Below are 19,280 nucleotides of genomic sequence, written 5' to 3' on the forward strand. Positions count from 1 at the left end.
CTTGTCCGGGGGGACGCAAGGTGCGGGATAGCTGGGACTGGGAGGAAGTTAAAGGGGCTCCCCTGGGTGGCTGGGCTGGGCCGGGGCGGACCGTACCGCCGTCACGGTTTCGACGCCGCTGGCTGCGGCAGGGGATCATTGCCGGCCTGTTATGGCTGGCCATAACCATACTTTTTCGCCTGGACGGCCCTGTGGTCCAGCCCCTGCAAATGGGCCTGCGTCATTACCTGGCCGACCCGGCGGCCGACTTTACCCCGGCCGTAGCTCAACTGGTACGTTCAGGGATGTGGCTGGATGCTTACGACCGCTGGGTTTTCCATTTTTTCAAGCCGGGAGCAGAGGCAGTCCCGGTGACTGCCGGCCAGGCTTTGCCAGCCATGGCTGTACCCCTTTCCGGGGATATCAGCCGCCCTTACGGTTGGATGGTTGCCGACGGCCAGCAATATTTCCATAATGGCATCGATATCCAGGCACCAGGGGGTTCAACTGTCCGGGCCGCCCTGGCGGGTAAGGTCATCAGGACCGGGGAGGACCCCGTCCTGGGGCTGGTCGTGGAAATCGATCACGGCCGGGGCCTGGTTACGGTATACGGCACCCTGGGCCAGGTCAAGGTCAGCCAGGGGCAGGCAGTGGAAAAGGGAAACGTGATTGCTACCCTGGCTCAAGGCCCGGTGGCCCAGCTCCATTTTGAAGTGCGGCAGGATGGCCGGCCGGTGGACCCTACAGCTTTATTAACTCCCCCAGGTAAGATGTAAACCATGCGCGCTGGTCGAGTGGGAACGGCAGAAATAATTTTCAACGATTATTTTCTGCTTCTCCTGGGCCTTTATTTTCTCGTGGGGGTTTTACCCCAGGCCTTACTTTTGTTTACGGCTGTGGCCTGGCATGAAGGCTGCCATGTCCTGGCAGCCTCCCGTCTCGGCTGGAAAGTGAAGAGCGTGGAACTCTTTCCCTTTGGTGGGGTGGCACGCCTCCGGCGGCCGCAGGGGCGGGATTTTACGGACGAAGCTCTGATAGCCCTGGCCGGCCCCGCGGCCAGTTTTTTCCTGGCGCTGGGGATAACCCTTTTTGACCTGTTGCTTAACTTAACGCCGGCCTGGCTCCTTTTTTTTCGCCAGGTCAACCTTATCCTGGCCCTTTTTAACCTCTGGCCGGGCCTTCCCCTGGACGGGGGACGTATCTACCGGGCCTTGAGGGCGAAGCATACCGGGCTGTACCGGGCAACTTTGGAAGGAGTTTACGGCGGCCAGGTCCTGGCTCTCCTCCTGGGCCTGGGGAGTATTGGCGGTTTTATCTTCCGGCTGGCGGATCTCCAGGGCCTGGCCCTGGCCTTGTTTATCTATTACGCCGCCAGGCGAGAAGGGGAGGTGGCACCCTATATGTTCTGGCAGGATTTCTGGCGGCAGCGGGGTAAGGAAGCTGTTAAAGGGGATCAGTTTAAAACCACCAGGGTCTTTTGGCTGGCGGCCGGCCCGGGTCTCACTCTGGCCAGGGTGGCGCGCTCCTTTTCTCCTCGATCTTTCAACCTGGTAGCCGTCATCGGTAAAGGGGGACGGCTGGAAGGTATCCTAACGGAAACGGAAATCATGCAGGAGCTCCTGGAAGGAGGAAATAATACCCTGGATGTCCTGTTGCGGAGGTAGGGCAGACTCGCCCCGCCTTTTTCTTTGGATACAATTTTCGTTCCCTGATGAATGGAAGGGATGGCTATAAAAACCTTCGGGGTATATTTTTTTTTGATTTCCTGTTATACTAATGACCAGGAAATTGAGTAGCGCGAGGCGAAGAAATTGCAAGGTATTGAGTTGGAAAAGTTATTGACCAGGGTTAGCAAACCGGCCCGTTACCTGGGCACGGAGTGGAATGCCATTCACAAGGCCTGGGAAGAAAACCCGGTGCGCATGGCTTTTGTTTATCCTGACCTTTACGAAGTAGGCATGTCCCATCTGGGTCTGGCCATACTTTACGGCGTCGTCAATGAGCGGCCCGGTATGCTCATGGAGCGAGCCTTTGCCCCCGGACCGGACCTGGAGGGACTGCTCCGGGAAAACCATCTTCCCCTCTTCAGCCTGGAATCTCACCGGCCTTTAACTGAATTTGATGTCCTGGGCTTTACCCTCCAGTATGAAATGAGTTATACTACAATTCTTAATATCCTCGACCTGGCCGGCATACCTCTTATGGCTTCGGAGCGGTCCGCGGGCCATCCTCTAGTTATCGGCGGGGGACCGGGAGTGGCCAACCCGGAGCCGGTGGCTCCCTTTTTTGATGCTTTCCTCCTGGGTGATGGCGAGGAGGCATTGCCCGAGCTGCTGGCAATGGTGGGCAGTTTAAAAAAAGAAGGGGCAATTAACGACCGCCGCCGGGTTTTAAAGGCCATAGCCAGCATGCCCGGTTTTTATGTTCCTTCCCTGTATGAAGTGGAATACAACAACGACGGTACCGTGGCCGCGGTTGTCCCCCGGGAGGAGGGCGTACCCGAGCGCGTAGTCAAACGGGTCATCCCTGACCTGGATGCAGCCTATTTTCCCACCCAACCTATTGTTCCCTTCCTGGAGGTAATTCATGACCGCATGATGCTGGAAGTCATGCGGGGTTGCACCCATGGCTGTCGTTTTTGTCAGGCCGGGGCCATTTATCGTCCGGTAAGGGAACGGGACCTATCCATCCTCCTGCGCCAGGCGGAAGAGCTGGTGCGCCATACCGGCCACGAAGAGATATCCCTTACCTCTTTAAGCACGGCCGACTACTCCCGGGTGGAGGAGCTGGCGCGGGTCCTGGCAGCTGCCTATGCCGATCGAGGCGTCAGCATTTCCCTGCCCTCTTTACGGGTGGACGCCTTCAGCGTGCGCCTGGCGGAAGCCGTCCAGCGGGTACGTAAAAGCACCCTCACTTTTGCTCCCGAGGCGGGCAGCCAGCGTCTGCGGGATGTGATTAATAAAGGCGTAAACGAGGAAGACATCCTGACGGCCACCGGCGAGGCTTTCCGGGCCGGCTGGCAGGCCATTAAACTTTACTTTATGCTTGGTTTACCTACGGAAAGGGAAGAAGACCTCCTGGGCATTGTTGATCTGGCGCGGCGCATTCTCGATCAGGGTAGGAAACTGGCACCCGGGGGAAAACCGACGGTCACCGTCAGCGTTTCTTCCTTTGTCCCCAAACCCTGGACGGCCTTCCAGTGGGAACCCCAGGACCGGGTGGAAGCAATCAAAGAAAAGCAGAAGCTGCTGCGCACCCACCTTAAAGGCCCGGGTCTGCGTTTTAACTGGCATGAGGCCGAGGTCAGCTTTATCGAAGCGGTTCTCTCCCGGGGCGACCGGCGTTTGAGCAGGGCGATTGTGGCAGCCTGGCGCCGGGGAGCTAGATTAGAGGGCTGGTCGGAATACTTTAATTACAGCTGCTGGGAGGAGGCTTTCCGGGAGACAGGCCTTGATCCGGCCTTTTATGCCTACCGTTCGCGCCGGGAAGAAGAAATATTTCCCTGGGACCACCTGGACTTTGGCATAGCTAAGGACTTCTTAAAAAGGGAACGCCGGCGGGCCTGGGAGGGCCTAGTCACGGCTGACTGCCGCTCGGGTCGCTGCACAGGCTGTGGCGTCTGTCCTGGCCTGGGGGTTGACCTGATCCTGAAAGGAGGGCCCCGGGACAGTGCGACTTAGGATAAAATATAGCAAGGGCGGCCAGGCGGTTTTCCTGGGCCACTTGGAGATGCTCCGCCTGTGGCAACGGGCCATGCGCCGGGCGGGGCTTCCCCTGGCCTACAGCCACGGCTTTAACCCCCACCCGCGCCTGGCCTTCGGTCCGGCCCTGGCGGTAGGGATAGAGAGCCTGGCGGAATACCTGGACATGGAATTAACGGCACCCCTCGACCCGGTTGAGGTCAAAGATAGGTTACAGGCCGAGTTGCCGGCAGGTTTGGAAATCTTGCTGGTCTTTGCCATTTCCGACCAGGCCCCGGCCCTGACGGCCATTATTAATACTGCTGCTTACCGCGTTGCCTGGGAGGAGCCTCCCGACCCCAAAATCCTTCAGGAAAAAGCGGAAACCTTTCTTTCTCAGCCGGTGGTCCGGGTGAGCCGGCCGGGCAAAGAAGGCACCAGGGTCAAGGATATCCGGCCGGGTGTTTTCCAGCTGGCCGTTAAACCCGGAGCCACCCTGGAAATGCTCCTTGAGTGCAGTTCCCGGGGGGTTGTCCGCCCGGAAGAAGTGGTTGGCGCCATGGCCCTGGAGGGACCCTCCCGGGTGATTCGTACCGGCCTGTTTATCCGCCGGGACGGCAGGTTGCTGACCCCGGAAGAGTATGTTGACCCGCAGTTTCCGGCCCGGGGGCGAAAATGCAGCGTTTTATGAGAAGGTAGAGATGGGTGAACAAGGAAATCTTAATCCAGGCAGATGCCGAAGAGACGGCAGTGGCCGTCCTGGAGGACGGCCGTTTAATGGAGATATACCTGGAGAGGGTTACAAAAGCGCATCTGGTGGGTAACATTTATAAAGGCCGGGTGGCCAACGTTTTACCCGGTATGCAGGCGGCCTTTGTGGATATCGGCCTGGAGAAGAACGCCTTCCTTTTTGTTGATGATACCACCGGCCTGGAAGCCCTGGAGGGAGAGATGCCCGGCCGCAGCCGGAGACGCATCAGTGATGTTGTCCAGGAAGGCCAGGAGATCCTGGTCCAGGTGGTCAAAGAACCCCAGGGGAGCAAGGGTGCCCGGGTCACCACCCAGATTACTCTGCCGGGGCGTTATCTCGTCCTCATGCCTACAGTTAACTATATCGGCATCTCCCGCCGCATCGGCAGTGAGGAGGAAAGGGAGCGGTTGAAAACTCTGGCGCGAGCGGTTAAACCGCGCCGCATGGGGTTAATCGTCCGGACGGCGGCCGCCGGCGCCGGGCTGGAAGAACTCCGGGAAGACAGCAAGGCCTTGAGCCGGGTCTGGAAACGTATTCGTGAGCTGGCCAGGCGGAGCAAAGCCCCGCGGCTGCTCCACCATGATGTGGAACTCTCTTTACGTATTTTAAGGGATTTATACACGGAAGATGTCGATAGGCTCCTGGTCAATTCCCGGGATACCTACGACACGGTTGTAGGCATCCTGGCCGGGCGTTCGCCGGAGCTGCGGCGGCGGGTGGTGTTAAGGGAAGGTGCCGACCTTTTTGCCCTCTACGGCGTGCAAAACCAGATAGAGCAGGCTCTGAAGCGCAAGGTCTGGCTTAAATGCGGCGGTTACCTGGTTATTGACCAGATGGAGGCCCTGACGGCCATTGATGTTAATACGGGTAAATTTGTCGGCCGCCATAACCTGGCCGACACAATCCTGACGACCAACCTGGAAGCAGCGGTGGAAGTAGCCAGGCAACTCCGCCTGCGCAACATCGGCGGTATCATTGTCGTCGACTTCATCGATATGGAAAATCCCGCCCACCAGGAGCAGGTAATAAAAGTCCTGCAAAGAGAGCTGGCCCGGGATAAAACGAAAACCCAGATCCTGGGTTTTACCCGCCTGGGGCTCCTGGAAATGACCCGGAAAAAAGACCAGCAGGAACTGGGAAGCATGCTGCAGCAGGACTGCCCCTACTGCCACGGTACGGGCAAGGTCTTGTCGGAAGAAACGGTGGCCCTCCAGGCCAGGAAAAAAATCCTGCAACTGGCCGGGGAGAGCCGGGCGCGGGCCCTGCTGGTGGAGGCCAATCCGTCTGTAGCTTCTTTGCTTATTGGCTCAGGGGGAGCCCACTTGCGCCTCCTGGAGCGGCGGGCCGGGAAACAGCTGATCATCAAGGGCGCTGAAAATCTTCACCTGGAAGAAGTAAACCTGCGGGAACTCTTCGACCTGGACGAAATCAACAATGCCGCCCCCGTCAAAGCAGGCCAGATTCTGAAAGTTACCATCGAAGGGGCACATACGACCAACAACGGTGACGGTATCGCCAGGGTGGACGGCTTTGTCCTGGATATACCCGGCGGCGCCTCTTACCTCGGCCAGGAAGTTCCGGTAGAGGTTACCCGGGTTTACCGCACCTTTGCCCGGGCGCGGCTCTTAAACGATGCTTGACAGGTGCTGGGAAGATGTGTTACACTGCAAAAAGCCGCACCAGAGTTTTAAACCGCTCGCCGCAGGTTTTAAAACCTTTTTAATAAGGTGCCTGACGGTGGCGAGTCTTAGCTTGGGGGGATTTCAGGTGTACGCCATTATTATGACCGGAGGCAAACAGTACCGGGTTAGCGAAGGCGATGTCATCCGGGTAGAAAAGCTGCCGGTTGCCGAAGGCGAAAAGGTAGTCCTGGATAAGGTGCTGGCCGTCGGCGAAGGGGCTGACCTGCAGGTAGGCACCCCTTACGTGAACGGCGCCAGGGTTACCGCTGCCGTAGAAGCCCATGGTAAGGGCAAAAAGATAATTGTTTTCAAGTATAAGCCCAAGAAAAACTACCGGCGCAAGCAGGGTCATCGCCAGCCCTATACCCGGTTGCGGATTGAAAAAATTGAGGTGCAATGATAAGGATTGTCTTCTGGCAGGAAAGGGGCGGGAGCCTTACGGGCTTCACCGTTACCGGCCATGCCGGTTACCCTCCTAAAGGCGAGGATATCGTCTGTGCCGCTGTATCGGCCCTGGCCCAGACGGCAGTTTTTAGCCTGAAGGACCATCTGGAAGAGGAACCCGGGGTAAGCATCCGGGAAGGTTTTCTGGAGTGCCGCTTACCGGCTAGCTTAAACCCCGCCGACCAGGAGAAAGCCCGGGTGATTCTCAAAACTATAGAACTGGGGCTGAAGGCTATAGCCAGCGATTACAGGCAGTATGTAGCATTAGAATATAAAAACATCTGACTTCCGAAATCTAAGGGGGTGGGCGAGATGATGATGGATTTACAGCTTTTTGCCCATAAAAAAGGTGTAGGTAGTTCCCGGAACGGCCGCGATAGTGAGGCCAAACGCCTGGGAGTAAAGAGACAGGACGGCCAGTTTGTTAAGGCCGGCAACATCCTGGTGCGCCAGCGCGGTACCAAGATCCACCCGGGCCTGAACGTTGGAATTGGCAAAGACGATACCCTTTTTGCTCTGATTGACGGCATAGTCCGTTTTGAGCGTAAAGGCCGCGAGAAGAAACAAGTAAGCGTTTATGCCAGTTAAAAAGAACCCCTGGAAATTTCCAGGGGTTTCTGCTATGGACCGGCCCGTCAGCGCCTGGGACCACGGCAGGTGAATGTGCGAAAATAATAAGGGGCGAGGTGTCTGGCATGACCTGGCAGGCCGCAGAAGTAATATCTTTGCTACGCTCGCAAAGACACGATATCTTGAACCACCTGCAGGTAATATCCGGCTATCTCCAGTTACAAAAATATGACCGGGCTTTAACATATTTGCAAGAGGTTAATGCAGAGCTGGAGCAGTTAGGCCGGCTCATGCGCCTGAAACAACCCGATCTGGCCCTGCTAAGCCTTCTTAAAATGGAACAGGTAGCTGCCAGGGGTATAACCCTGACAATAGCAGTACATACCATGATGGAGAACCTGACCATGGATAATAATGTAGCCCTCGCCCTCTGGGAGGCAGCCTGGGACCTGGCCCTGGCCCTGGCCGGTGAAGGGAATACCCTTCAGGTTAGCCTTATTGAGCAGGAGGAAGGCTATTACCTATCCTTTAAAGTCGGAGTTCCGGCAGCAGTCCCTGCCGGAACCGTAAAACACCTGGCCGACCTGGCCGGTAGCCACCAGGTACCCTTCACCTGGCAACCGGAAACCGGAGAAATGGGACTGCTTTTGAGGAGCGGGTAGTGAGGGGCCGGAGTAGCCCATGACGTTACTCGCTGTTTTTGGCAATTAATGAAAAAGCAAGCGGGCTGGCTTTTGTCAGGAGCGAGCAAGACAATGCCAGCCTGCGATAGAGTTATTTTCGGAGGAGCGCTATCCCCTTGTTTTACGACGAAGCCAAAATTTACGTGCGCGGCGGCGACGGCGGCAATGGTGTCGTCGCCTTCCGGCGGGAGAAATATGTCCCCCGCGGCGGCCCCAGCGGCGGTGACGGCGGCCGCGGCGGCAGCGTAATCCTGGAAGCCGATGCGTCTTTAAGAACCCTGGTCGATTTCCGCTATCGCTCCCACTACCGGGCCGAGCGGGGCCAGCACGGTCAAGGGAAAAATAAACACGGCCGCAGTGCCCCGGATCTCATCCTCCGGGTGCCGGTAGGGGTGGTAGTCCGGGATGCCGCTACCGGACAGGTCCTTGCCGATCTGGTAGAGCACGGCCAGCGCGTCGTGGTGGCGACCGGCGGCCGCGGCGGCCGGGGGAATGCCCGCTTTGTTTCACCGACAGACCGGGCACCTACCTATGCCGAGAAGGGCGAACCCGGGGAGGAACGCTGGCTGCTCCTGGAATTAAAGCTGCTGGCCGATGTCGGCCTCATCGGCATGCCCAATGCCGGCAAGTCAACCCTGCTTTCCCGTATATCCGCCGCCCGGCCCAAGATTGCCGACTACCCCTTTACCACCCTGACTCCCGTTCTCGGTGTGGTTCGGGTAGATGATGAAAACTCCTTTGTGGTGGCCGACATACCCGGCCTTATTGAAGGTGCCCACCAGGGCGCCGGCCTGGGGTTAAAGTTTTTACGCCACATCGAGCGCACCAGGGTCCTGGTCCACGTCCTCGACGTATCTTTACCGGCCGAAGAAGTCCTGGATAACTGGCAAACTATCAATAAAGAGCTGGAACACTATAACCCGGAACTGGCCCGGCGGCCCCAGGTAATAGCCGCCAACAAAATGGACATCCCAGGCGGGGAAGCAAAAGTGGCTTACCTTAAAGAGCGCTTTAGCGATGCTTACCCTATTTTTCCCATTGCCGCCGCTACCGGTGCCGGCCTTGAGGCCCTCCTTTACCACCTGGCAGGCATGCTCAAAAACCTGCCACCGCCGGCACCTTTGCTGGAACCAGGGGAAGAAAAGGTGACAACCTTTACCCCGGAAGAGATAACAATCACCAGGGAAGGGAGCGTCTTCCTGGTTAAAAATAGAGAAATCGAGCGCCGGGTAGCCATGACTTACCTGGATAACGACGAAGCCGTGCGCCGCCTGCAGGTCTACCTGCAGCAGAAGGGCCTCGAAGCCGCCCTGCGCCAGGCTGGCGTCTTCCCCGGCGCTACGGTAAGAATAGGTAAATATGAATTTGAGTACAGGGAAGAGGAATAAAGGTACTGAATGCCCAAAAGGTATGAATAAAGATGGTATCTGGCGGAAGCGAGGGGGATAATGCCAGGCAAGGGGGTGGTGGGTACAGGCGGAAGGCGACTTGGTTCGAGGCGTAAGATACTTACGCAAAGCCGCAGCGAGGCGGCGGTGAACGGGATGGGGATCGTAACGTAGCTTCAAGGATGAGAAGTACCACGCCCCGTAATGATTGTGCAAAGAGATAAAGCCAGGCCACCCCCGCCGCCGAGCAAGGCTGAGCGTAAAGTTTGCTAGCCGAGAACCACCGGAGCCTGAAGCCTGTACCCCCACACCCCAAAAAGCTGGAGTACAGATCAACCAGCAATCGCCGTTTTTGATAGAACCTTATTTTAGTAGGAGTGACGGGTTTGACGGAGAGGGAGTGCCGCGAGGCTCTACAACAGGCCCGCAGGCTGGTAGTTAAAGTAGGCACCAGCACCCTGACCCATAAAACAGGCAAATTAAACCTCGAACGCATGGAGCGCCTGGTCCGGGAACTGGTAGACCAGGTCAATGCCGGCCGCCAGGTTGTGCTGGTTACTTCCGGGGCCGTGGGGGCCGGCATGGGTCGCCTGGGATTGAAGGAAAAACCCCGGACACTGCCGGAAAAACAGGCCGCTGCCGCCGTGGGCCAGGGCTTGCTCATGCATATGTATGAAAAATTGTTCAGCGATTACGGGCTGCTTGTAGCCCAGATCCTTTTAACCCGGGACGATCTGGCCGACCGCCGCCGTTACCTCAATTCCCGCCACACCCTGGCCACCCTGTTACACCTGGGCGTGGTACCCATAGTCAATGAAAATGATACCGTGGCCGTGGACGAAATCCGGGTTGGTGATAATGATACCCTGGCGGCCCTGGTGGCCGGCCTGGTTGACGCCGATATTTTAATCCTGTTGACGGATATCGGCGGCCTTTTTTCCTCTAACCCCTTGACTGATAGGGATGCCACTTTACTCCGGTGTGTTACAGAAATTACGCCGGAGATTGAAGCCCTGGCCGGGGGGGCCGGTTCTACCTGGTCCACCGGCGGCATGGCCACCAAGCTCCAGGCCGCGCGGCTGGCCACCAGCTTCGGCATCCCGGTAGTGATCACCAGCGGCCTGGAGGGTGGAAGAATCAGCGCCGTCCTGCGGGGGGAAGAAGTGGGTACCATCTTTATCCCCCGGGAACACCGCACCCATACCCGTAAGCGCTGGCTGGCCTACGGCCCGGGGATCCAGGGCCAGGTCCAGGTGGATGCCGGGGCCGTCAGGGCCATATGCGGGGGGGGAAAAAGCCTTTTACCGGGGGGTGTGGTGGCCGTTTACGGCGACTTTGACCAGGGAGCCATTATCAGCATAATCGATCCGGACGGCAAGGAAATTGCCCGCGGTATGTCCAACTATGCGGCCGAGGCCATTCGCCGCATCCAGGGCAGGAAAACGAAGGAGATTGTCGAAATCTTAGGCTATAAAGATTACGATGAGATCGTACACCGGGATAACATGATAGTCCTGGTTTGAACTTACATCTCATATACAAAGGAGTGGCTGCCATGAATGTAGCCGCAGAAGTGCAGGCCAAGGGTAAGCTGGCCAGGGAAGCGGCGCGCATACTGGCTAACCTGAACACCAGTATAAAAAATGAAGCCCTGCTGGCCATGGCCCGGGCCCTGGAGGATGAACAGGATTTTATCCTGGAGGCCAATGCCCGGGATATGGCTGCCGGCAGAGAAAAGGGGCTTTCCCGGGCCCTGCTGGACCGCCTCCTTTTAAACGAGAAGCGCATCAAAGATATGGCCGTGAGTTTGCGGGAACTGGTAGCTTTGCCCGACCCGGTGGGCGAAGTTACTTCCATGTGGACGCGGCCCAACGGCCTGCAGATCGGCCGCGTACGGGTACCCCTGGGGGTGATCGGCATTATCTATGAAGCCCGGCCCAATGTGACGGTAGATGCGGCGGGACTGTGCTTGAAAACCGGTAATGCCGTTATCCTGCGCGGCGGCTCCGAGGCTTTTAATTCCAACCGGGCCCTGACCCGGGTCATCAGCCGGGCGGCAACGGCCGCCGGCATACCGGAGGGGGCCATCCAGTTAATTGAGACTACCGACCGCGAAGCTGTCAATCTGCTGCTCCGGGCCAATGAATACCTGGATGTCCTGATACCGCGGGGAGGCGCCGGCCTCATCCGGACGGTGGTGGAGAACGCTACGGTGCCGGTGATTGAGACGGGTGTAGGCAACTGCCATGTCTACGTCGATGCCGCAGCCGACCTGGAGATGGCCAGAAACATCGTTATCAATGCCAAGACCCAGCGCCCCGGCGTCTGCAACGCCATGGAGACCCTGCTGGTCCACGAAAAGGTGGCGGCAGAGTTCCTGCCTTCCCTGGCGGAGGCCCTGAAGGAAAAGGGGGTTGTTTTGCGGGGGTGCGAACGCACCCGGGAACTTGTCCCCTGGGCGGAAGCGGCTACCGAAGAAGACTGGGCTACCGAATACCTGGACCTGATCCTGGCCGTCCGGGTGGTCGACAGCTTGGAAGCTGCTCTGGAGCATATCCATACCTACGGCACCAAACATTCGGAAGCCATTGTCACCAGCAATTACCAGACAGCACGGGAATTCCTGGCCCGGGTTGATGCTGCCGCCGTTTACGTCAATGCTTCCACCCGCTTTACCGATGGTTATGAATTCGGTTTCGGGGCGGAAATCGGCATCAGCACCCAGAAGCTCCATGCCCGGGGTCCCATGGGTCCGGAGCAGCTAACAACTTTTAAGTATATTATCTTTGGTAGTGGACAGATTCGTCAGTAATTGTTAAAATAACAACATAGGGAACCGGGAGGGAGCTATGAAGACATTTAACAACAACCGGCGGGTAGGTATTATGGGGGGGACCTTTGACCCCATTCATTTCGGTCACCTGGTAACGGCCGAAGCCGCCCGCTGGGAATTTGCCCTGGAAAAAGTGGTGTTTGTCCCTTCCGGGCGACCTCCCCATAAAAAGGACTACCCGGTCACCGATTCGGAGCACCGCTACCAGATGACGGTCCTGGCTACGGCCAGCAACCCATACTTTGAAGTATCCCGGAGCGAGATTGACCGGGAGGGCTATTCTTATACCATCGATACAGTTCTTGAGTTTCGCCGCTTTTACGGCCCTGAGGTCCAGCTTTTCTTTATTACCGGTGCCGATGCCATCCTGGAGATCTTGACGTGGAAGGATGTCGACAGGCTCCTCCAAGAGTGCCATTTTATTGCCGCCACGCGTCCCGGTTTTCAGTTGAGCCGGCCAGGGGAGTCCAGACCCATGTTACCGGTTGAGGGTAGGCACCGTATTCATCTCATTGAAGTCCCGGCTCTGGCCATTTCTTCTACTGATATCCGCTGGCGGGTACAAAATAAAAAACCGATTAAATACCTGCTCCCGGAGGCGGTAGAAGAATATATCCACTGCCAGGGGTTGTACCGGCCCCGGAACAGTGGCGTATATGAAAAGAGCTAGGACTATATACTACTACTAACATCGAAGAAGAGGTGAAGTGCATTGGTGCGTACCCTGTATGTGGGCAACCTTCCCTGGGCCACAACTGAGGAAGAACTGGCCAGGGCGTTTGCGGCCCACGGCGAAGTGTTGAGCGCGCGGATTATTACCGACCGCCAGACGGGCCGGTCCCGGGGTTTCGGTTTCGTTGAAGTTAACGATGCCGATGCCGACCGCATGATCGCTGCCATGAATGGTACCGAACTTGGTAATCGCGTCTTAACCGTCAACGAAGCCCGGGCCCGTTCGTAAGACCCGGATTGAGTTTAACCTCCTATTTTTAAAAAAAATAGGGGGTTTTTGTTAGCTGCCAGGCGGAGGTTAAAAAAGTGAAAAAATACCTGCAGCTTCTAGCAGCTCGGCTGCCCGCAGGGCGTTACCGCCACAGCCTGGGTGTAGCTGATACCGCAGCCGGACTGGCAGTAAAAAATGGTATTGACCCGGAACAGGCCCGCCTGGCGGGCCTGTTACATGATTATGCTCGAGATTTACCGCCGGAACAGCTCCTGGACCTGGCCGGGACTGCGGGGCTCATAACCTGTGATCTGGAAAGGCGACTGCCCGTTTTACTCCACGGCCCCGTGGGAGCCCTGCTCCTGGAACGGGAGCTGGGGATAACCGATAAAGCCATTCTCCAGGCGGTGGCCCGACACACGGTAGGGGCACCGGCCATGACACCGCTGGATAAAATTATATACCTGGCGGATGTCATTGAACCCGGGCGCCAGTTTGCCGGTGTCAATGCTCTTCGCAAAATAGCAGCAACTGACCTGGAGGCAGCTTTGTTGAAAGCCTTTGAAGCGAGTATTATTTACATCCTGGATAAAGAACAGCCCCTCCATCCGGCCACGGTGGAGGCGCGCAACTACATTTTACTGGCCAGGGGAGGTTATTAATTAATGGATGCAGCCCGGGTAGCTGAGCTGGCGGCCAGGGCAATAGTTGAAAAAAAGGGACTGGAACCGGTAATCCTGGACCTTAGAGGTATTACCCTCATTGCCGATTACTTTGTTATCACCAGCGGTACATCGGCAACTCAGGTTCAGGCCATTGCCGGCCGGGTAGAGGAACTCCTGAGGGAAAACGGGGTAAAGCTCCTGCACCGGGAAGGCTGGGATGCCGCCCGCTGGATCTTACTCGATTTTGGCGCGGTGGTGGTACATATCTTCCAGGAAGAAGAGCGCCGTTTCTACGACCTGGAACGCCTCTGGCGGGATGCCAGGGTGATTAAAATAGATGCCGTTTAGCACAAGATAGCTATGCCGCTTTTGCGGTACCCAGCAGAAAGGATTAAAATAAAGGGCTGGCATTTGTTTGGAGCGAGCAATGCCAGTTTGGTGCGCAGTTATTTTAGGGTAAACTTTGGGAGTGACTGGTTATGGAAGCAAGGTATAATTTCAAGGAAATTGAACCCAAATGGCAGCGCCGCTGGGAAGCAAGCGACCTTTACCGGGTAACGGAAGATAGCAGCAAACCCAAGTATTATTGCCTGGAGATGTTCCCTTACCCATCCGGAAATTTACACATGGGGCATGTACGCAATTATTCCATTGGTGATGTTGTCGCCCGTTTTAAACGCATGCGGGGCTACAACGTCCTCCATCCCATGGGCTGGGATGCCTTTGGCCTGCCGGCGGAAAACGCGGCCATCCACCGGGGGATTCCGCCGGCGGAGTGGACCTGGAGCAATATTGCCAACATGCGCCGCCAGCTCCATGCCATGGGTATCAGCTACGACTGGGACCGGGAGGTAGCTACCTGCCATCCCAGCTACTACCGCTGGACCCAGTGGCTCTTCCTGCAGATGTACAAGCACGGCCTGGCCTACCGTAAAAAAGCCGCCGTCAACTGGTGCCCTTCCTGCGCCACGGTCCTGGCCAATGAGCAGGTAGTTGACGGCGCCTGCGAGCGCTGTCATACCCCTGTCATGCGCAAAGACCTGGAACAATGGTTTTTCCGCATCACTGCTTATGCCGAGCGGCTCTTGAACGATCTGCAAAAGCTGCCCGGCTGGCCGGAAAAAGTTAAAATCATGCAGGAAAACTGGATCGGCAAGAGTACCGGTGCCGAGGTTATTTTCCGGGTGGAAGGCAGTGGCGAGGAAATACCGGTATTTACTACCCGCCCGGATACCCTTTACGGCGTTACTTATATGGTCCTGGCTCCCGAACATCCCCTGGTGACGAAACTGGCAGCGGGGAAACCCCAGGAAAAGGAAGTAGACCAATTTGTCCAGGCGGCTCGCTATTTGAGTGATCTGGACCGGACGGCTACCGAGAAGGAAAAGGAAGGCGTCTTTACCGGTGCTTATGCCATAAACCCGGTCAATAACGAGCGGGTGCCCATCTGGATTGCCAACTACGTCCTCATGGAATACGGTACCGGGGCGGTCATGGGGGTGCCGGCCCATGACCAGCGGGACTTCGAATTTGCCCGCAAGTACAACCTGCCGGTCAAGGTTGTTATCCAGCCCCAGGGGCAGGAAATTGACGGCGCTACCATGACAGCCGCCTACGTTGAGGACGGCATCATGGTCAATTCCGGTCCCTTCAGCGGATTGCCTAACCGGGAGGGCATTCATAAGGTTACTGAATACCTGGAGAGTACAGGTAAAGGCAGGGCGCGGGTGAACTACCGCCTGCGGGACTGGCTGATTTCCCGCCAGCGTTACTGGGGCGCGCCCATACCCATGATTTACTGCGATAGCTGCGGCCTGGTACCCGTACCCGAAGAAGATCTGCCGGTCATCCTGCCCGAGGGAGTGGAGTTTAAACCGACAGGGGAATCGCCGTTAAAGAACTGCCCCGAGTTTGTCAACACCACCTGTCCCCGGTGCGGCGGCCCGGCGCGGCGGGAGACGGACACCATGGATACCTTTGTCTGCTCCTCCTGGTATTTCCTGCGCTACACCAGCCCCCGCAGCCAGGAGCGGGCTTTTGAACGGGATAAGGTTGATTACTGGATGAACGTGGATCAGTATATCGGCGGGGTGGAGCATGCCATCCTCCATCTCATGTATGCCCGCTTTTTTACCAAGGCCCTGTACGACTTTGGCCTGATAGGGGTTGAGGAGCCCTTCCAGAACCTCCTGACCCAGGGGATGGTCTTAAAGGACGGCAGCAAGATGTCCAAATCCAAAGGGAATGTTGTCAGCCCGGAAGAAATAATAGAGCGCTATGGCGCCGATACCGCCCGCCTCTTTATCCTCTTTGCCGCCCCTCCGGAGCGGGACCTGGAGTGGAGCGACCAGGGGGTGGAAGGTTGCTACCGCTTTTTAAACCGGGTCTGGCGTCTGGTTGCTGCTTACGCCGATGCCGTCCGCCGGGCTGGCGGCACCCCCGCGGTGAAAACTCCTGCCGACCGCGAGCTCTGGCGGCTCCTCCACGCCACCATCAAGAAGGTTACCGAGGATATCGAGCAGCGCTTTAACTTTAACACGGCCATCAGCGCCATTATGGAACTGGTCAACGGTTGCTACCGTTACCAGGACACCGTTGCTGAAAATGAACAAAACCTGCCGCTGATGGGTGAGGTTTTGCGGAAGTTAATAACCTTGCTGGCCCCCTTTGCTCCCCACATTGCCGAGGAGCTATGGCAGGGCCTGGGAGGGCGGGAGAGCGTCCACCTGGAATCCTGGCCTGCCTTTGACCCTGATGCCCTGGTGGAGGAAGAGGTAACCCTGGTGGTGCAGATCAACGGTAAAGTTAGGGACCGGGTGCAGGTTCCTGCAGGGCTGCCTGAAGAAGAAGTTAAGAAGCTTGTTTTAAAAAGGGAAAAAGTGGCCAGCCTGCTTGCCGGCCAGCAAGTGGTTAAAGTTATTGTGGTGCCGGATAAGCTGGTCAATGTCGTAGCCCGCCGGGCGAGTTGAAAGCGATCCGGCCATCAAGGTTGGTAGGCTCCGGGAGGGCAGTCACAGGTCTACCTGCGACCCTCCCGGCTTCCAGCACAGGGCGTGATTATAAAAGGCGGTATCCCACCCCATGGGTAAAAGAAGGTATCAACGGTTCCTGCCCTGTTTTCGTCAAAAAGGCTGGAAAAATGGCTCTAGTTAGGTTAAAATGTTGCGCGTAGCGAGGGAAACTGGAGAAAGGATGGATGGGATGTCTCTTAAACGAATTCTACAGTTAGTGCTGCTGGTGTTCGGTTCTTTTCTCGCCTTGAGCGATGTGGCCTGGGCATCTGGAGGAAATGAATTGGGCCATCTTTTACCCTGGTGGAGCGTACTGCCATTTGTAGGTATGTTGCTGTCCATTGCTATCTTCCCCCTGGTTAACGTCCACTGGTGGGAGCACAACATGGGCAAGGTAAGCGCGTTCTGGGCCCTGGTTTTCTTTATTCCCTTTTTAATCGCCTTCGGCAGCGGGACTGCTTTTTTCCAGGCCCTGGAAGTATACCTGCTTGATTACCTGCCCTTTATCATTCTCCTCTTTGGCCTATTTGTAGTCTCGGGAGGAATTATCCTTCGCGGGACCTTGCAGGGAACTCCGGCCGTTAACGTATTGCTCCTCCTGGTAGGCACCGCCCTGGCCAGCTGGGTGGGAACGACGGGAGCCAGCATGCTCCTGATCCGGCCGGTGATCCGGGCCAACGAGTGGCGGCGTTATAAGGCCCATATAATTATCTTCTTTATCTTCCTTGTATCCAATATCGGCGGCTCCCTGACACCCGTGGGTGACCCGCCCCTGTTCCTCGGGTATTTAAGGGGCGTTCCCTTCTTCTGGACAATGCGATTAATTGTTCCTATGGGATTTAATGTAATTATCCTCCTGGCCTTATATTATATCCTGGATAGTTACTTTTACCGTAAAGAAAGCGTCCCGGAACTGAAGAACGAGCGGGAACCCTTGCGTGTAGAGGGGTTACACAATCTTATTTATCTCGGCATCGTTCTTGCTGCGGTTATTACCAGCGGCATCCTGGCCAAGAACCCTGCCTTTGCCGATCTGAAAACAGGTACCCTTTACGGCATCACCCTGTTTAGACACGGGGAAGAAGCAGTGGTACTGCCTTACACCAATATAATCCGCGACCTGGCCATTCTCCTGGCAGCCTTCTTGTCTCTAAAAACTACTCCCCAGCTTATTCGCAAAGATAATCGCTTCACCTGGGGCCCCATCAAGGAAGTGGCCACCCTTTTTGCCGGTATCTTCATGACCATGATCCCGGCCCTGGCCATCCTCCACGCCCGTGGTGCGGAATTGGGCTTAACCCACCCGGCGCAGTTTTTCTGGGCCACGGGGTCCCTTTCCAGCTTCCTGGATAACGCTCCCACGTACCTGGTGTTTTTGACCACTGCCGCTAGCCTGGGAGCCGCCAGCGGCGTGCCGACCACTGTAGGGATAGTAGCTCCCAAGATGTTGCTGGCCGTATCCTGTGGGGCGGTGTTTATGGGGGCCAATACTTATATCGGTAATGCTCCCAACTTTATGGTGCGCTCCATAGCGGAAGAGAATGCCATCCGCATGCCGAGCTTCTTCGGCTATATGGCCTGGTCGATGGGTATTTTAATTCCCCTGTTTATCCTGGACACCCTCCTCTTTTTCCGTTAACCCTTAACAGGATTGCCATGCAGGTAATAGCTTTTATGGATAAAGCCGGTGCTCCAGCACCGGCTTTATCCATTTACTTCCCCTGACGGTACCACGTTAGCAGATGGTGGTTACTGGCAGCTTCGTACCCCTGCGAGGGGACTTTTTGATATCTATTAGTGGTAGAATATGGCGCCAATGGCAGGAAAAAGACGATTCTAGTCGTATTTTTAATTGAGTAAGAACTTTTTACCGGGGTGATAGGAAGTGTGGGAATGGGACGGCCGCGTGCGCTGGCTGGCCGCAGCCCTGGTGGCGGCCTTCCTCTTCGGCGCCGGTCTCCAGTACGGCCGCTGGCAGGAACGGCAAGCGGCAAAAGAGCTGCCCCGGGTTGTGCCGGGAGATAAAGCCGCGGCGGCTCTTACCGGGGACAAACCTGCCGCTGAGGACCAGGGGGCTAACGATTCCAAACCACCGACCATCCAGGTCCACGTAGCCGGGGCGGTGCAGAGGCCCGGTGTCTACGAGCTCAAGGCCGGAGCCAGAGTCAACGAAGCAGTCAGCCTGGCAGGGTTATTACCGGAGGCCAATCCTAATGCCCTGAACCTGGCCGCGCCTTTAAATGACGGCCAGCAGGTGATTGTTCCCCGCCAGGGCGAGGCAGGGCCGGCAGGTGGTAGTAGCAATTTTTCCGGCCCGGTAACTTCTGGGGGAGGCACTGCCGGCGATACTGCTAAGACAGGCGGTAAGGTAAATATTAACACCGCCACCATGGCGGAGCTGGATAGTTTACCTGGTATAGGCCCTACCCTGGCCCAGCGCATCATCGACTACCGGAACCAGAAAGGCCCCTTCCGGACTATTGAAGACCTGCAGAATGTCTCCGGTATCGGGCCGGGCAGGTTCAACGACCTCAAGGATTTGATAACTGTTTATTGACCACCTGTGTTGATTCTTGACACACGGGTAACAGGACGGCAATACTTGACACGGGGGGAAGGTGAAGATAAACTTGCTATGTGACTAAATTCTA

General features: G+C 56.8%; 19 protein-coding genes and 1 other annotated feature. All 19 genes read left to right on the forward strand.

What is annotated here, in order from left to right; all coding sequences use genetic code 11:
- Window positions 1-20 precede the first annotated feature (20 nt).
- The 19 genes from E308F_RS13440 (at window position 21) to E308F_RS13530 (ending at window position 19,186) form a co-directional block, all read left to right on the forward strand.
- Complete coding sequence (locus E308F_RS13440) at window positions 21-755, forward strand: murein hydrolase activator EnvC family protein (RefSeq protein ID WP_141265432.1); 735 nt, start codon at window positions 21-23, stop codon at window positions 753-755.
- A gap of 3 nt (window positions 756-758) precedes the next feature.
- Complete coding sequence (locus tag E308F_RS13445) at window positions 759-1,643, forward strand: M50 family metallopeptidase (protein WP_141265433.1); 885 nt, start codon at window positions 759-761, stop codon at window positions 1,641-1,643.
- Between the two features lie 162 nt (window positions 1,644-1,805).
- The gene (locus E308F_RS13450) at window positions 1,806-3,659 is read left to right on the forward strand and encodes a TIGR03960 family B12-binding radical SAM protein (protein WP_277997651.1); all 1,854 of its coding nucleotides are present in this window, start codon (window positions 1,806-1,808) and stop codon (window positions 3,657-3,659) included.
- A complete protein-coding gene (locus tag E308F_RS13455) occupies window positions 3,649-4,350 on the forward strand; it encodes a TIGR03936 family radical SAM-associated protein (RefSeq protein ID WP_141265435.1) in 702 nt (233 codons plus the stop codon). Before E308F_RS13450 ends, E308F_RS13455 begins: the two co-directional genes overlap by 11 nt.
- Window positions 4,351-4,364: 14 nt before the next feature.
- The gene (locus tag E308F_RS13460; RefSeq protein WP_141265436.1) at window positions 4,365-6,050 is read left to right on the forward strand and encodes an Rne/Rng family ribonuclease; all 1,686 of its coding nucleotides are present in this window, start codon (window positions 4,365-4,367) and stop codon (window positions 6,048-6,050) included.
- A gap of 40 nt (window positions 6,051-6,090) precedes the next feature.
- Window positions 6,091-6,168: a sequence feature (ribosomal protein L21 leader region), on the forward strand.
- Between the two features lie 9 nt (window positions 6,169-6,177).
- Entirely contained in the window at window positions 6,178-6,492 is a 315-nt protein-coding gene (gene rplU, locus E308F_RS13465; protein WP_141265437.1) for a 50S ribosomal protein L21, read from the forward strand.
- Window positions 6,489-6,821: a ribosomal-processing cysteine protease Prp gene (locus tag E308F_RS13470; protein WP_141265438.1), complete on the forward strand. Its 333-nt coding sequence runs from the start codon at window positions 6,489-6,491 to the stop codon at window positions 6,819-6,821. Before rplU ends, E308F_RS13470 begins: the two co-directional genes overlap by 4 nt.
- Before the next feature lie 33 nt (window positions 6,822-6,854).
- Window positions 6,855-7,124: a 50S ribosomal protein L27 gene (gene rpmA, locus E308F_RS13475; RefSeq protein ID WP_172613671.1), complete on the forward strand. Its 270-nt coding sequence runs from the start codon at window positions 6,855-6,857 to the stop codon at window positions 7,122-7,124.
- A 107-nt stretch (window positions 7,125-7,231) separates the two neighbouring features.
- The gene (locus E308F_RS13480; RefSeq protein WP_141265440.1) at window positions 7,232-7,768 is read left to right on the forward strand and encodes a Spo0B domain-containing protein; all 537 of its coding nucleotides are present in this window, start codon (window positions 7,232-7,234) and stop codon (window positions 7,766-7,768) included.
- Window positions 7,769-7,905: 137 nt separating this feature from the next.
- Entirely contained in the window at window positions 7,906-9,177 is a 1,272-nt protein-coding gene (gene obgE, locus E308F_RS13485; protein WP_141265441.1) for a GTPase ObgE, read from the forward strand.
- Window positions 9,178-9,563: 386 nt separating this feature from the next.
- Window positions 9,564-10,700, forward strand: coding sequence for a glutamate 5-kinase (gene proB / locus E308F_RS13490; protein WP_141265442.1), 1,137 nt, complete (start codon window positions 9,564-9,566; stop codon window positions 10,698-10,700).
- A gap of 32 nt (window positions 10,701-10,732) precedes the next feature.
- Window positions 10,733-11,989 carry a glutamate-5-semialdehyde dehydrogenase gene (locus E308F_RS13495; RefSeq protein WP_141265443.1) on the forward strand — a complete coding sequence of 419 codons (1,257 nt, stop codon included), beginning with the start codon at window positions 10,733-10,735 and terminating at the stop codon, window positions 11,987-11,989.
- A gap of 37 nt (window positions 11,990-12,026) precedes the next feature.
- Window positions 12,027-12,680: a nicotinate-nucleotide adenylyltransferase gene (nadD, locus tag E308F_RS13500; RefSeq protein ID WP_141265444.1), complete on the forward strand. Its 654-nt coding sequence runs from the start codon at window positions 12,027-12,029 to the stop codon at window positions 12,678-12,680.
- A gap of 45 nt (window positions 12,681-12,725) precedes the next feature.
- Window positions 12,726-12,971 (forward strand): RNA recognition motif domain-containing protein, encoded by a 246-nt coding sequence (locus tag E308F_RS13505; protein WP_141265694.1) that lies wholly within the window; start codon window positions 12,726-12,728, stop codon window positions 12,969-12,971.
- Window positions 12,972-13,048: 77 nt separating this feature from the next.
- Window positions 13,049-13,615, forward strand: coding sequence for a bis(5'-nucleosyl)-tetraphosphatase (symmetrical) YqeK (yqeK, locus tag E308F_RS13510; RefSeq protein ID WP_141265445.1), 567 nt, complete (start codon window positions 13,049-13,051; stop codon window positions 13,613-13,615).
- 3 nt (window positions 13,616-13,618) lie between these two features.
- Window positions 13,619-13,966, forward strand: a complete 348-nt coding sequence (gene rsfS / locus E308F_RS13515; protein ID WP_141265446.1) for a ribosome silencing factor — start codon at window positions 13,619-13,621, stop codon at window positions 13,964-13,966.
- 131 nt (window positions 13,967-14,097) lie between these two features.
- A complete protein-coding gene (gene leuS, locus E308F_RS13520) occupies window positions 14,098-16,587 on the forward strand; it encodes a leucine--tRNA ligase (protein WP_141265447.1) in 2,490 nt (829 codons plus the stop codon).
- A 232-nt stretch (window positions 16,588-16,819) separates the two neighbouring features.
- On the forward strand, window positions 16,820-18,268 hold the full coding sequence (locus E308F_RS13525; protein ID WP_172613955.1) for a sodium:proton antiporter: 1,449 nt from the start codon (window positions 16,820-16,822) through the stop codon (window positions 18,266-18,268).
- A gap of 246 nt (window positions 18,269-18,514) precedes the next feature.
- Window positions 18,515-19,186, forward strand: coding sequence for a ComEA family DNA-binding protein (locus E308F_RS13530; RefSeq protein ID WP_141265449.1), 672 nt, complete (start codon window positions 18,515-18,517; stop codon window positions 19,184-19,186).
- Window positions 19,187-19,280 lie beyond the last annotated feature (94 nt).

This window comes from Moorella sp. E308F (assembly GCF_006538365.1).
Taxonomy (GTDB): Bacteria; Bacillota; DSM-521; order Neomoorellales; family Neomoorellaceae; genus Neomoorella.